Origin of the sequence: Streptomyces sp. NPDC019937 (genome assembly GCF_040631655.1) — a bacterium.
Lineage (GTDB): Bacteria > Actinomycetota > Actinomycetes > Streptomycetales > Streptomycetaceae > Streptomyces.
This window is the reverse complement of the sequence record NZ_JBEYAL010000067.1, coordinates 1-12,585: the sequence shown is the minus strand read 5'-3', so window position 1 is coordinate 12,585 and position 12,585 is coordinate 1. Positions and strand designations below refer to the sequence as shown.

The 12,585-nt window shown below is 73.1% G+C and carries 13 protein-coding genes; 6 read left to right on the top strand and 7 right to left on the bottom strand.

The genetic code is table 11. The annotated features are described in order from the left end of the window. Positions 1 to 24 precede the first annotated feature (24 nt). The 3 genes from ABZ562_RS38505 to ABZ562_RS38495 form a co-directional block, all read right to left on the bottom strand. Entirely contained in the window at positions 25 to 363 is a 339-nt protein-coding gene (locus tag ABZ562_RS38505) for a P-II family nitrogen regulator (RefSeq protein ID WP_358619393.1), read from the bottom strand. Then, the gene (locus ABZ562_RS38500) at positions 360 to 1,667 is read right to left on the bottom strand and encodes an ammonium transporter (protein WP_361489337.1); all 1,308 of its coding nucleotides are present in this window, start codon (positions 1,665 to 1,667) and stop codon (positions 360 to 362) included. Before ABZ562_RS38500 ends, ABZ562_RS38505 begins: the two co-directional genes overlap by 4 nt. Before the next feature lie 150 nt (positions 1,668 to 1,817). Next, on the bottom strand, positions 1,818 to 3,266 hold the full coding sequence (locus ABZ562_RS38495) for a PepSY domain-containing protein (protein ID WP_361489334.1): 1,449 nt from the start codon (positions 3,264 to 3,266) through the stop codon (positions 1,818 to 1,820). A 158-nt stretch (positions 3,267 to 3,424) separates the two neighbouring features. Here ABZ562_RS38495 and ABZ562_RS38490 point away from each other — a divergent pair, with 158 nt between their 5' ends. The 3 genes from ABZ562_RS38490 (at position 3,425) to ABZ562_RS38480 (ending at position 5,516) form a co-directional block, all read left to right on the top strand. Beyond that, positions 3,425 to 4,096, top strand: a complete 672-nt coding sequence (locus ABZ562_RS38490) for a hypothetical protein (RefSeq protein WP_361489331.1) — start codon at positions 3,425 to 3,427, stop codon at positions 4,094 to 4,096. A gap of 58 nt (positions 4,097 to 4,154) precedes the next feature. Continuing rightward, positions 4,155 to 4,730: a sigma-70 family RNA polymerase sigma factor gene (locus ABZ562_RS38485; protein WP_361489329.1), complete on the top strand. Its 576-nt coding sequence runs from the start codon at positions 4,155 to 4,157 to the stop codon at positions 4,728 to 4,730. 69 nt (positions 4,731 to 4,799) lie between these two features. After that, positions 4,800 to 5,516 carry a DUF1775 domain-containing protein gene (locus ABZ562_RS38480; protein WP_361489326.1) on the top strand — a complete coding sequence of 239 codons (717 nt, stop codon included), beginning with the start codon at positions 4,800 to 4,802 and terminating at the stop codon, positions 5,514 to 5,516. A 9-nt stretch (positions 5,517 to 5,525) separates the two neighbouring features. Here the strand turns inward: ABZ562_RS38480 and ABZ562_RS38475 are convergent, their stop codons facing one another. From ABZ562_RS38475 to ABZ562_RS38465, 3 genes are all read right to left on the bottom strand, one after another. After that, positions 5,526 to 6,065 (bottom strand): GNAT family N-acetyltransferase, encoded by a 540-nt coding sequence (locus tag ABZ562_RS38475; protein WP_361489324.1) that lies wholly within the window; start codon positions 6,063 to 6,065, stop codon positions 5,526 to 5,528. Positions 6,066 to 6,218: 153 nt separating this feature from the next. Further along, positions 6,219 to 6,623, bottom strand: coding sequence for a hypothetical protein (locus tag ABZ562_RS38470; protein ID WP_361489321.1), 405 nt, complete (start codon positions 6,621 to 6,623; stop codon positions 6,219 to 6,221). A 191-nt stretch (positions 6,624 to 6,814) separates the two neighbouring features. After that, on the bottom strand, positions 6,815 to 7,456 hold the full coding sequence (locus tag ABZ562_RS38465) for a hypothetical protein (protein ID WP_361489319.1): 642 nt from the start codon (positions 7,454 to 7,456) through the stop codon (positions 6,815 to 6,817). Between the two features lie 133 nt (positions 7,457 to 7,589). Here ABZ562_RS38465 and ABZ562_RS38460 point away from each other — a divergent pair, with 133 nt between their 5' ends. Further along, on the top strand, positions 7,590 to 8,102 hold the full coding sequence (locus ABZ562_RS38460; RefSeq protein ID WP_361489316.1) for a GNAT family N-acetyltransferase: 513 nt from the start codon (positions 7,590 to 7,592) through the stop codon (positions 8,100 to 8,102). Positions 8,103 to 8,143: 41 nt separating this feature from the next. On the opposite strand, the gene ABZ562_RS38455 is transcribed toward ABZ562_RS38460, so the two are convergent. Further along, a complete protein-coding gene (locus tag ABZ562_RS38455) occupies positions 8,144 to 10,201 on the bottom strand; it encodes an MDR family MFS transporter (RefSeq protein WP_361489313.1) in 2,058 nt (685 codons plus the stop codon). A gap of 297 nt (positions 10,202 to 10,498) precedes the next feature. Between ABZ562_RS38455 and ABZ562_RS38450 the strand changes: the two genes are divergently transcribed. Both ABZ562_RS38450 and ABZ562_RS38445 read left to right on the top strand, forming a co-directional pair. After that, complete coding sequence (locus ABZ562_RS38450) at positions 10,499 to 11,674, top strand: peptidoglycan-binding protein (protein ID WP_361489310.1); 1,176 nt, start codon at positions 10,499 to 10,501, stop codon at positions 11,672 to 11,674. A gap of 166 nt (positions 11,675 to 11,840) precedes the next feature. Beyond that, positions 11,841 to 12,494, top strand: coding sequence for an HAD-IA family hydrolase (locus ABZ562_RS38445; RefSeq protein ID WP_361489307.1), 654 nt, complete (start codon positions 11,841 to 11,843; stop codon positions 12,492 to 12,494). Positions 12,495 to 12,585 lie beyond the last annotated feature (91 nt).

The following is a 12,585-nucleotide window of genomic DNA, read 5'->3' as shown; positions in this document are numbered from 1 at the left end:
ACCCGCGGGCGGGGACGGGCGCGGTCAGACCGCGTCCGGTCCCCGCTCGCCCGTGCGTACGCGCACGAAGTCGTCCACCGGCACGGCCCACACCTTGCCGTCGCCGATCCGCCCGGTGCGGGCGGCGGTCACGATGGCGTCCATGACGGCATCGGCCTCGGCGTCCTCCACGACCACTTCGATGCGCGCCTTGGGCACGTAGTCGATGCGGTATTCGGCGCCGCGGTAGACCTCGGTGTGGCCGCGCTGCCGTCCGAAGCCGCTGGCCTCGGTGACGGTGAGGCCCTGCACACCGATCTCCAGCAGCGCCGTCTTCACATCGTCCAGCTTGAACGGCTTGACGATCGCGGTGATCAGCTTCATGGGGTCGGGGTCCTGTCGGGGTGATGCGGCGGGCGGTGGACGGCGTTCTGCGGCACGCCATGGCCCAGAACCCCGTGATCATAGGCGCTCTCGGCGTGGACGGCGAGGTCGAGTCCGGACCGCTCGTCCTCCTCGGCCGCCCGGAAGCCCATGGTCCGGTCGATGAGCTTCCCGATGCCGTACGTCATGACGAACGCGTACGCTCCCACCGCCAGCACCGCCACGATCTGCTTGCCCAGCTGTCCCGCGCCGCCGCCGGACAGCAGCCCGGCCGGGCCGCCGGTCATGGCGGAGGTGGCGAACAGGCCGATCAGCACGGTGCCGACGATCCCGGCCACCAGGTGGACGCCGACGACGTCGAGCGAATCGTCGTAGCCGAAGCGGAACTTCCAGCTCACCGCGTACGAGCAGAGCACCCCGGCCGCGAGCCCGATCAGCAGCGCCCCGGCGACGCCCACGGAACCGCACGACGGGGTGATCGCGACCAGTCCGGCGACCGCGCCGGAGGCGGCGCCGAGGGTGGTGGCGTGCCCGTCGCGGACCTTCTCCACCACCAGCCAGCCCAGCAGTCCGGTGCAGCCCGCCGCCTGGGTGTTGATGAACGCGGCGGCCGCCATGCCGTTCGCGCCCAGCGCCGACCCGGCGTTGAAGCCGAACCAGCCGAACCACAGCAGCCCGGCGCCGAGCAGCACCAGCGGCAGGTTGTGCGGCCGCATGGCCTCCTTCTTGAAGCCGATCCGCGGCCCGAGCAGCAGCGCCAGGGCCAGCCCGGAGGCCCCGCAGTTGACCTCCACGACGGTGCCGCCCGCGAAGTCCAGCGCCTGCAGCTTCTCCAGGATCCAGCCGCCCGGCGCGAACACCCAGTGCGCCACCGGAACGTATACGAGCAGCGTCCACACCGCGACGAACGCCACCCAGGCCCCGAACCGGGCCCGGTCCGCGATCGCCCCGCTGATCAGCGCGGCCGTGATGATGGCGAAGGTGAGCTGGAAGGTGGCGTGGAGGAACGTCGGCACATGCCCGGTCAGGTCCGTCGGCCCGATGCCGCGCATTCCCGCGTGCTCCAGACCGCCGAGCAGCCCGGCGCCGCCGAGGTCCTTGCCGAAGGCGAGGCTGTAGCCGACGAGCAGCCAGACCACGGTGACGACGGCGATGGAGACGAAGCTCATCATCAGCATGTTCAGCGCGCTCTTGGCCCGCACCATGCCGCCGTAGAACAGGGCGAGCCCGGGCGTCATGAGCAGCACGAGCGCGGTGCTGGCCAGCAGCCACGCGGTGTCGCCGGCGTCGAATCCGGTCGGCATGTCGATATGTCACCTTCCCAGTCGGCATGGCCCGCATCGATGGATGCTCGATGGCCACCAGGGAAGGTTCACGTCCGGTCGTTACCGCGTGCGTACGGACGTGTTTCCTCGATGTTTCGTGTTGCGTCGGCGTTTCCCCCCGCTCACCGCCTACGCGCTCCGGGCGGCGATCCGGCCCGCCGCGATGTCCACGGCCAGGAACGCGGCCAGCGGAATGCCCAGCAGCGGCAGGTAGTAGCCCACCACGGCGACCCCGACGGCCGACGGGACCAGGACGTGCACCGGTACCTGCCGCCAGGCGCCGCGCGGCAGGGGGCGGCCGAAGGCGCCCGCACGGCCGCGCTGCCACCACATGCGGTAGCCCCACACGATGAGCAGGATCAGGGAGAGGGCGAGCGCCACCAGGGCGAGCTGGTTGACGATGCCGAAGAGGACGCCGGTGTGGAGGTCGATACCCCACCGGCTCAGCTTGGCCAGCAGCGGATAGTCCGCGAACCGCACGGTGTCGGTGACCTCGCCGGTGGCCGGGGCGACGGCGACCGCGTCCTGCTTCTCCGGCCAGCTGCGCTGGATCTGGCTGACCGTGTACGCGGCGCTCGGGTCGGACGGCGGCACGATCTCCACCGGATCGCCGAGGCCCTTCGCCCGGGCGGCCCGCAGCACGGCGTCGTAGCCCACGTCGGTGGCGTGGTGCCCACCGTCCGGACCGCCCATGTCCATCCCCGGCATGGCGCCGTGGCCCGCGTGCTCACCGGTGAGCCCGGAGGCCACGGCCGGGGTGGACTGGCCGACCGCGGCGCGCAGGTCGGTGACGTTCGCCCCGGCGTAGGTGGACCAGGTGAGCCCGGTGGCGGACAGGAAGAACAGCCCCGCCGCCACCCAGACGCCGAGACCGCCGTGCAGGGCGAGGGTGCGGCGACGGCCGCCGGTGGGGGTGGCGGCCCCGGCGGCCGGGGCGGTGGATTCGGCGGTGGCGCGGCGGTTACGGCGGCGGCGGGCGAACCAGAGCAGCAGCCCGCCACCGGTGATCACCCACAGCCAGCTGGCGGCGAGTTCGCTGTAGAGGCGGCCGCTCTGACCGAGGTGCAGATCGCGGTGGAACTCGTCGATCCAGGTGCGCAGCGGCAGGGCGCCGGTGCTGCCGTACTGCTCCAGCGCGCCGCGCACCTTCGCGGTGTACGGGTCGACGAAGACGGCGCGGGTGTGGCCCTCCGCGACCCCCTTCACACCGGACAGCAGCACCCGGGTGGTGCCGGTGTCGTCCGGCGACGGGCGCACCGCGCTGATCGTGCCCTCCGGGTGCGCCTCGCGGACGGCGTCGATCTGCCGGGAGAGCGGCAGCTTGGTGTCACCGGCCGGGACGCGCAGTTCGTGGTCGTACAGGAGCTTCTCGGCCTGGTAGGAGCCCGCGTACAGCAGTCCGGTGGTGGCCGCGATCAGTAGGAACGGGGCGACGAGGACTCCGGCGTAGAAGTGCAGCCGCAGCACCAGGGGGCGCAGCACGGACCAGGCCGAGCGCGCGGGGGCGTCCCGGTCGGCCACGTCGCCGTCGGCGCCGGGGCCGGCGGCGGCCGGGGCGACGTGTTCGTCGGTGGACATGGCGGCCCTCTCGGTTCGGGGGTGGTGCGCGGCGTGCTCGTCCAGTAGTCGGGGCCGAGGAGGGTCGAGTTCCGGCGCGTTCCGTGACCTGCGTCACATGGGTGCGCGTTTTATCAACTTGGGACGAGTTCACACCGTCATCCGAGGTGGATGGCACGATGACCGGCATGACACCCGGCCCGGCCCTCCGCACCACACGTGCCGCGATCTTCGCGGTGGTGTGCGTGGTGATGGCGGCCCTGGGCCATGCGGTGATGTCCGGCGGGACCGTGCCGGGATGGATGCTGGGCGCGGCGTTCCTCGCCACCGCCTCCGTGGCATGGTGGCTGACGGGGCGCCAGCGCGGCGGCGCGGTCGTGACCGGGGCGACGGTGGGGGCGCAGATGGCGCTGCACCTGCTGTTCCACTTCTCGCAGTCCTCGCGGCTCGCCCAGGCGCCCATGGGCCACGGCGCGCACGGTGCGCACGGCGGCGGGGGCATGAGCGGCGGCCCCGGCATGGATGGCCTGGCCGGGATGGCCGACGCGCACATGGCGTCGGCGGCGGACGGCATCACCCCCGGCATGCTGCTGGCCCACGCGCTGGCCGCGCTGGTGTGCGGGCTGTGGCTGTGGTGCGGCGAGGCCGCCGCGTTCCGGCTGGGCCGCGCCCTCGCGGCCGCCGTCTTCGTACCGTTGCGCCTGGTCCTGCGACTGCTGGGCGCGGACGCCCTGCCGCTGCCCACCCGCCGCCTTCCGCGGCGGCCGGGAGCGGGGCGGGCGCTGCGCGCGGCGCTGCTGCACCACGTGGTCGCCCGGAGAGGTCCCCCAGAGGGTCTGATGCGCATCTGACCCGCCTGTCCCGACCGGTGACGGGCGGAAGCCCATCACTTCCGGAGGACATCAGGCGATGACCCCTGCCCTCGTACAGGAACGCCAGGATCGCGATCAGCAGATCACCGCATGGGCGCTGGCCGCCCGCGACGGCGACGCGGACGCGGTCGAACGCTTCATCCGCGCCACCCATCTCGACGTCTGGCGCTTCGTCGTCCATCTGAGCGCCGATGTGCACGGCGCCGACGACCTGACCCAGGAGACGTACCTACGGGCGCTGGGCGGGCTGCCCCGCTTCGCCGGGCGCTCGTGCGCACGCACCTGGCTGCTGTCGATCGCCCGCCGCACGGTCGCCGACCGCTACCGCGCCGCGGCGACCCGCCCCCGCATCGCCGATACGACCGACTGGCGGACGGTCGCCGAACGGGCGCAGCCCGTCGGGCTGCCCGGCTTCGAGGAGGGCGTGGCCCTGCTCGACCTGCTGGCGACGCTGGACGCCCCGCGCCGTGAGGCGTTCATCCTCACCCAGCTCCTCGGGCTCCCCTACGCCGACGCCGCCTCGGCCACGGGCTGCCCGGTGGGGACCGTACGGTCCCGGGTGTCGCGCGCCCGCGAGCACATGACCGCGCTGCTGCGGACGGCTGACAACTGACCGCTGACAGCCACTGGCTGACCGCTGACACATTTCACTATCTGTCATCTGCTGTGAGGAGTCCCGCTGATGTCAACCCTGCGTACGACGCGCCGCCTCGGTGCCGTGAGCGCCGCCGCGATCGCCGCGACGATCGCCTTCGCCGGTCCCGCCTCCGCCCACGCGGAGGTCACCGCCTCCAACGCCCGGGCGCTGGCCAAGGACGTCGTCCTCACCTTCACGGGCGAGGCCGAGTCGGAGTCCGCCGGCTTCACCGAGGTGCGCGTCGTGCTGCCCGAAGGCATCGCCCCGGGCGATGTCACGCTGGACGAGGCGCCCGAGGGCTGGAAGATGAAGCCCACCAAGGACGGCTACACGATCAGCGGTCCGAAGCTGGCCGTGGGGACGAACGCCGTCCACAAGGTCACGGTGCGGCAGTTGCCCGACGCGAAGTCGCTGGCGTTCAAGACCATCGAGACCTACAGCGACGGCAAGGTCTCCCGGTGGATCGAACTGCCCGGTGACGGCCCGGAACCGGAGGAGCCCGCGCCGGTCCTCGACCTGAAGGCGGCGGCGGCCGGTTCCAAGCCGTCCGAGGCCCCGTCCTCGTCGGACGACGCCTCGGGCAAGACGTCCGGGCAGGCATCGGACAAGGCGCCCGACAAGGCATCCGGCAAGACGGAGCAGAAGGCGGACGAGAAGGAGGACAGCAACGCGGGCGCCGCCACCGCGATCGGCATCAGCGTCGGCGTCCTGATCGTCGCGGGCGCGGGCCTGTGGGTGTTCAAACAGCGCCGCCGGACCTGACCGAGCCCGTCAGCCGCTTGCCTGCGTCAGCCGCTTGTAGAAGAAGCTGCAGTCCTCCAGGGAGCCGTCCGGGGCTGCGGCGTAGTCGGGGACGATGCCGTAGCGGGCCCAGCCGTCGGCGAGGTAGACGTACTCGGCCGGGCTGCCGGTGACGGTGTCCAGCATCAGCAGGGTGACGCCGGCGGCGCGGGCGGCCGACTCCGCGGTGGCCAGCAGCGCCCGGGCCAGGCCCCGGCCGCGGGCGGCGCGGTGAACGGCCAGCTTGAGGACCTCGGCGCGGTGCCGTCCGTTGGGCTTGCGGGCCAGGGCCAGGCTGACGGTTCCGACGATGCCGCCCGCGCTCTCCGGGGCGCGGCAGGCCCAGACGAGCAGGCTGCCGTCGGCCACCGCGGGGGCCTGGGCCTGCCACCATGCGGCGGCGTCGTCGTGGCCGAAGGGCGCGAGGAAGCCCATGGAGGCGCCGCCGTCGACGGCGTCGGCCAGGACCTCGGCGAGGCCCTTGACGCTGTCGGGGAAGGTCTCGGCGGACAGGAGGTCTATCGGGGGCATGGCGGGCTTCCTCTCCCGGACCGGTGGGCGGCGCGGCCGGCGCGGTGTCGTGGCTGACCGCCGCATCATCGCAGGCACGGCCGCGCGCGAGCGCGAAGGAGGCCGCCGTCCGGAGTGGTGTCCGGGCGGCGGCCGGGAGGGGAGGCGGAGGGCTCAGACGTTGAGCAGCCGCTCCAGGACGTTGCGGTAGCCGCGCATGGCCAGGCGCAGTTCCTCCGTCTCCGCGGTGCCCGCGGTGTTCTCGTGCCAGGCGGCGCGGAGGGTGCGACGGCGTTCGGCGAGGAGATCGACCAGCCGGGCCGAGATCTCTTCGAGGAGAGCGTCCGCCTCTTCCACCGAGCCGCGCGGGGCGTCCACGAAGGCGCTGACCGCGTACCGCAGACGCTGGTTCAGCTTGTCGTGCTCGCTCGTCGGCAGGACGGGGAAGCTGGGGCCGTCCGGGGGGCTCGGCTGCTCCATGCCGCCGCCCATCGGCTGCCTGGGAGGCGGCACTTCGTGCTTCTCCAGGCCGTGCCGACGGTGGCCGTTGTTGTGCTCGGGGCCATAGTCCGTCTCCAAGCCGTGGCTCCACTCCGGTCCGTGGTCCGCTCCCGGGCCACGGCCCGGTCCCGGGTCACGGTCCGGTCCCGGGCCGCGCTTCGCTTCGGGGCCGCGATGCGGTCCCGGGCCATGGCCCGCTCCCGGGCCATGGCCCGCTTCGGGGCCGCGGTTCGCTTCGGGGCCGTGGCTCCACTCCGGTCCGTTGTCCGTCATCGTGCACCGGCCTTCCCGATGTGCCAGACGTGGGTCTTCCGGCCGGTCCTGCCGGCATGCCCCTGGTGCCCCTGGTGCCCGTCGGACGCGTGGTGGGGCGGTTTCACGAGTTCCTCGAAGAAGGGCCGGGCGTGCACCACGGCCTCGCGCAGCTCCTCGGTGTCGGCCCGGCCCTCACGGGCGCGGGCGGCCGCGACGTGGAGCTGCCGGTAGCCCTGCACACAGTCCGCGTGGTGCACGGACAGGGCCGCGACCTGCTCCTCGTAGCGGTCGGACGGATAGCCGCGGTCCCGCGCGAGGCGGGCGAGCAGTTGGTCCGCCCCGGCCACCGCGTACTCCGGGGACTCGATGAACTGCTCCTGGGTTCCCACCCATTCGGCCAGGTAGCGCTCGCGCAGCTCACCGGAGAGGGGTTCGGTCTTGAGGTCTCGGTAGCGTCGCAGTCGCATCTCGAGTTCGCGCTCCGCCGCCTTGGTGTCGCCCGCGTGCTCGGCGACGTTCAGGTCGTACTCGGGCCCGAAGTGGCGTCGCAGAGCATTCTTCCTGCCGCTCCCACGCGCACGTACGATGCCCGCGGCGAGCACGGTCACCAGGACGACCGCAGCGGCAATCACGATGATGATCGCGCCAGTTGACATGGTCTGCTTCTGCCTTCCCGCAGGTGCCCCCCTGTTCGGGGGCTCTACGACGCCGGGTAGCCCACTGCCCCGCGCTCAAACTGCGTCATGTTCCGGTGCGATCGGAAGACCGGCCGGTGCCAGAATGCCGGTCATGACCACCAGCCCGTCCTGGGACGTCGCCGCACGGCCCGTCAGCGACCCGGTCGCCGCCACGCTGCTGCGCGAGTACATGACCGACGTGGCCGACCGCTACTACCGGCTCCACGAGGGGCGCGACGCGACGTCCGAGGAGATCGAGCGCGCGCTGCGGGAGATGCCCAGCGACGACCTGGCCCCGCCGGACGGGGTGCTGCTGGTGGCGCGGCACGGCGGCGACGTGGCCGGTTGCGCGGGGCTGCGGCGGCGGGGCGGCCGCCTCGACCGCACCGCGGAGCTGAAGCGGGTGTTCCTGCGCCCCGGCAAGCGCGGGCTCGGCGGGGGCGCCGCGCTGCTCGCGGCCGTCGAGAGGGCCGCGGACGAGCTGGGCGTCGTACGGATCGTGCTGGACACCCGGCGCGATCTGGTCGAGGCGCGGGCGCTGTACGCACGCCACGGCTACCGGGACGTACCGGCGTTCAACGAGGGGCCGTACGCCGAAGTGTGGATGGCCAAGGACCTCATATGACGGGCCTCAGATGACGGCCACCGGCAGGAAGCCCGTACGGCTCACCCCGCGCCCGGCGGTTCCCGGCGCCAAGGGCGCTCCTCGTCGGAACCGCACATCTCCCGCGACAGCTCCTCCACCAGCTCGACCAGATCCGTCGGCCGCTCCGGTGACCACCAGTCGCCCAGCAGCTCGGCCAGCGACCTCTCGCGCGCCCGGAAGAGGCGGTCCGCGACCTCCCGGCCACCGGGGGTCAGGGTCAGGTCGAGCCCGTACCGCACGCCGAGCCCGCGTTCCTCGATCTGGCGTGCCGCGCCGGTGATGGCCCGCAGCGGTACGGGCGTGCGCTCGGCCAGGACGGCGGGTTCGACCGAGCCGTAATGGCGGATGCGCAGCAGCATCCAGCTGGCGGCCGGGAGCAGGTCGAGCCCGGCCCGCTCGGTGATGTCGACGTAGATCTTCCGGCGGCCCTCGCGGCTGCCCAGCAGCGACAGGGCCCGCGCGCATTCGTCGTACGAGGAGCGTTCGACGGGGTTGCTGGCCAGGACCTCGCTGGCCTCGGGCGCGGTGACGCCGCCGCGCAGCGGCTCCTCCCGCAGGAACCAGGCGAGGACGAAGGCGAGCAGCACGACCGGGACGCCGTACAGGAACACGTCGGTGATGGAGGTGGCGTACGCGTGCACCACCCCGGCCCGCTCGCCCGGTGGCAGCCGCCCGAGGGTGTGGTGGTCGGCGGCGAGCCCGGCGGGGGTGACGCCCGGCGGCAGCGACCGCCCGGCGAGCGCGTCGGCGATCTTGGGGGTGAGGCTGCCCGCGAAGATCGAGCCGAAGACGGACACGCCGAAGGAGGCGCCGATGGAGCGGAAGAACGTCGCGCCGGAGGTGGCGACGCCGAGGTCCTGGTAGCTCACCGAGTTCTGCACGATCAGCACCAGCACCTGGATGACGAGTCCGAGCCCGCAGCCGAAGACGAAGAAGTAGGCGCTGGTCTCCACGACCCCGCTGGTCTCGCCCAGCTGGTGCAGGAGCAGCAGCCCGATGCCGGTGACGGCCGTGCCCAGGATCGGGAAGACCTTGTAGCGGCCGGTGCGGCTGACGAGTTCGCCGGAGACGGTGGAGCACAGCAGCATGCCGAGGACCATCGGCAGCATGTGGACGCCGGAGAGGGTCGGCGAGACGCCCTGGACGACCTGGAGGAAGGTCGGCAGGTAGACCATGCTGCCGAACATCGCGAAGCCGACGACGAAGCCGATGACCGCGCAGAGCGTGAAGGTGCGGCTGTGGAAGAGCTTCAGCGGCAGCACCGGTTCGGCGGCCCGCCGCTCCACCCGCACGAAGGCGATCAGCAGGATGGCGCCGAGCGCCGCGAGCCCGAGGATCTGCCAGGAGCCCCAGCCGTAGGTGACGCCGCCGAGCGAGGCCATCAGCACCAGGGTGGCGGCCACCGCGGCGATGAGGCCGGTGCCGAGGTAGTCGATGGTGTGCGGGGTGCGGCGGACCGGGATGTGCAGGACGGAGGCGATGACGAGGAGCGCGACGATGCCGACGGGGAGGTTGATGTAGAACACCCAGCGCCAGCTGAGCTGGTCGACGAAGAGCCCGCCGAGCAGCGGTCCCAGCACGCTGGTGGCGCTGAAGACGGCGCCGAAGAGGCCCTGGTAGCGGCCGCGTTCCCGGGGCGGGACGATATCGCCGACGATGGCCATCGACAGCACGATCAGCCCGCCGCCGCCCAGCCCCTGCAGCCCTCGGAAGGCGATCAGCTGCCCCATGTCCCGGGCGAGCCCGCACAGCGCCGATCCGGTCAGGAAGAGGACGATCGCGGCTTGGAAGAGCCGCTTGCGCCCGTACTGGTCGCCGAGCTTGCCCCACAGCGGGGTGGCGGCGGTGGAGGCGAGCAGATAGGCGGTCACCACCCAGGACAGATGGTCCAGGCCGCCGAGGTCGCTGACGATGGTCGGCAGCGCGGTGGAGACGATGGTCTGGTCGAGCGCCGCGAGCAGCATGCCGAGCAGCAGCGCGCCGATGGCCACCAGGACCACGCGCTTCGGCCGGCCCTCCTCGGGGCCCGGCACCACGGGGTCCGGGACCGAGGTCGGGCGGCCGGCGTCCTGCGTCATGACGACTCCTCGGACTCCTCGGCTGCTCGCCCTCCCATCCTCACCCCAACCCGCCCTTTATGCCCTGTTACGGTCGGCCGGGCCGGTTCGTCCGTGACGTACCCGGCACGCCTCCTGACAACGAACGCATGCGCGGAAGCCGATCAGATGCACATAATCGCTGCGGATTACAGGGAGGGAAATTTCGTGACGGCAGATTCCTGCCCGCACTGCTACGCACCGATCCGCGCGAACGGCCGACCCAGCTGTGCGTGCGCCGAACGTGCCACCACCGCGGGCCCGGCGACGACGGGGCCCTTGACCGGCCCGGCGACCGGCTCGGCGACCGGCGATACCAGTGCGCGGACCACCGACGACCACACCACCGGCCCCCGGGCGGACGGCGCCCCGCAGGCCGACGACGAGCCGGGCGCGGTCCGCCCGTACCTCAGGCTCTCCACCGAAGGCGAAGGCGAAGGCGGGGGCGAGAGCACGGGCGACGACACGACCGGAGCCCGCCCGCGCGACGTCGGGCGGTTCTTCCGCAAGGCGCCGCGCGAAGCGGAACCCGGGCCGCGACGCGGCCAGGAGCCCGCACCGCGCCCCGGACCGGCGCCCGGCGGGGAGGCGGACGCCGCCGACGAGACCCAGGTGATCGACCGCATCGCGCCGATCACCCCGGTCGACCGCATCACCCCCGGCGGGCCCGTCGACCGCACCCGGGTGATCGACCGCATCACCGCGGCGGGCCGCCGGGACAGCGCCGCCAGGAACGACGGACACGGCGGCGGGGCCCGCAGCGAGACCGTCAGCAGCGCCGACGGCGGTGGCGGCCGCCGTCGCAAGAGCCGCCGCAAGCCCGTCGCCACGGCGGTCGCGGGGGCCGCCGCGGTGGTCGTGGCCGGAACGCTGGCCTTCACCACCGGGCTGCTGGGCGGAAGCAAGGACAGCAAGCCCAGCGACAGCGCGCTCACCGAGACACAGTCCAGCGTCCCGGACGAACCGCCGACCGAGGACGCGGGCGCCACCCCGTCCCGCGAGTCGTCGCCGAGCAAGAAGCCGGGGCCCACGCAGTCCCCCGCGAAGCCGCCGAGCACGAGCCGGGACCAGGACCGGGCGGCCCCACCGGCGCCCCGTACGCCCGCGGCGCCGCCCACGACCCGTCCGACCCGCGCGCCGAAGCCGGACGAGCCCAGCACACCGGACCCGACGCGGCGGCCGACCACGTCGCCGACCGAGGAGCCGCCGAAGACCCCCGAGCCCACCGGTCCGCCGGTGCTGCGCGAGGGCGACAGCGGCGCCGAGGTCGTCGAGCTGCAGAAGCGGCTGACCCAGCTGCTGCTGTTCATCGGCAACGCGGACGGCGAGTACGACGACGGGGTGAAGGACGCGGTCGCGTCGTACCAGGACCGGTACGACATCAAGGGGGACCCGGAAGGGGTCTACGGCGAGAACACCCGCCGCGACCTCGAATCCCGGACCGACGAGCCGTAGACCGGAAGGGGCCGCGCCGAAAGACACCCCAGCCCCCTGGCGTACGGGCGGGCCGCTTTGTATCGTGGAGGAACAAAGTGGTTCCGCCCGTTTTCCCTGACCGGCGGGCGGGACCACTTGTGTTCTCTTCCGGCCTGCCCGCCCGCCGCCGTGCCCTGGAGTCCCCATGCCGCTCACCGCCCGCGCCCTGCTGCTCGACATGGACGGCACGCTGGTGAACTCGGACGCCGTGGTCGAGCGCTACTGGCGGATCTGGGCCACCGAACAGGGGCTGGACCCCGCCGGCGTACTCCCGGTGGTCCACGGCCGCCAGGCGCACGCCACCATGGCGGCGCTGCTGCCGGACCGGCCCATGGAGCGGAACCTGGCCGACAACCGGTGGATGCTCGAACGGGAGACCACCGATCTCGACGGCATCGTGCCGATCACCGGCGCGCCCGCCTTCATGGCCGCGCTCGCCGGTCTGCCGCACGCCCTGGTCACCTCCGCCGACGACGGCCTGGCCCGGGCCAGGATGGAGGCGGCCGGGCTGCCGCTGCCCCCCGTCCTGGTGACGGCGGAGCGGGTCGGGGCGAGCAAGCCGGACCCGGAGGGCTTCCTGAAGGGCGCCGCCGAGCTGGGCTTCGCGCCGGGGGACTGCGTGGTCTTCGAGGACTCGGAGGTCGGCATCGCGGCGGGCCGGGCGGCCGGGATGCGCGTGGTCGGCGTCGGCCCGCGGGCCGCGGCCCACGCGCCGGACGCCCACGTGACGGACCTGACGCGGCTGCGGGTCGAGGCGCTGCCCGGCGAGGGCGGCCTGCGGCTGCACCTCGCGGACTAGTGACCTGAGTCGGAGATTCGGTGGCAGTAGGCGGCCACTTTGTCGAGGATCTCGTCGGCTGTCTTCGTCCAGACGAACGGTCGCGGGTGTT

Bases quoted from the DNA above. Each gene is read 5' to 3' on its own strand.
- ABZ562_RS38490 (WP_361489331.1), top strand. From the start codon at position 3,425: ATGACCGGCATGACACCCGGCCCGGCCCTCCGCACCACACGTGCCGCG.
- ABZ562_RS38475 (WP_361489324.1), bottom strand. From the start codon at position 6,065: ATGCCCCCGATAGACCTCCTGTCCGCCGAGACCTTCCCCGACAGCGTC.
- ABZ562_RS38500 (WP_361489337.1), bottom strand. From the start codon at position 1,667: ATGCCGACCGGATTCGACGCCGGCGACACCGCGTGGCTGCTGGCCAGC.
- ABZ562_RS38495 (WP_361489334.1), bottom strand. From the start codon at position 3,266: ATGTCCACCGACGAACACGTCGCCCCGGCCGCCGCCGGCCCCGGCGCC.
- ABZ562_RS38445 (WP_361489307.1), top strand. From the start codon at position 11,841: ATGCCGCTCACCGCCCGCGCCCTGCTGCTCGACATGGACGGCACGCTG.
- ABZ562_RS38480 (WP_361489326.1), top strand. From the start codon at position 4,800: ATGTCAACCCTGCGTACGACGCGCCGCCTCGGTGCCGTGAGCGCCGCC.
- ABZ562_RS38455 (WP_361489313.1), bottom strand. From the start codon at position 10,201: ATGACGCAGGACGCCGGCCGCCCGACCTCGGTCCCGGACCCCGTGGTG.
- ABZ562_RS38505 (WP_358619393.1), bottom strand. From the start codon at position 363: ATGAAGCTGATCACCGCGATCGTCAAGCCGTTCAAGCTGGACGATGTG.
- ABZ562_RS38465 (WP_361489319.1), bottom strand. From the start codon at position 7,456: ATGTCAACTGGCGCGATCATCATCGTGATTGCCGCTGCGGTCGTCCTG.
- ABZ562_RS38485 (WP_361489329.1), top strand. From the start codon at position 4,155: ATGACCCCTGCCCTCGTACAGGAACGCCAGGATCGCGATCAGCAGATC.
- ABZ562_RS38460 (WP_361489316.1), top strand. From the start codon at position 7,590: ATGACCACCAGCCCGTCCTGGGACGTCGCCGCACGGCCCGTCAGCGAC.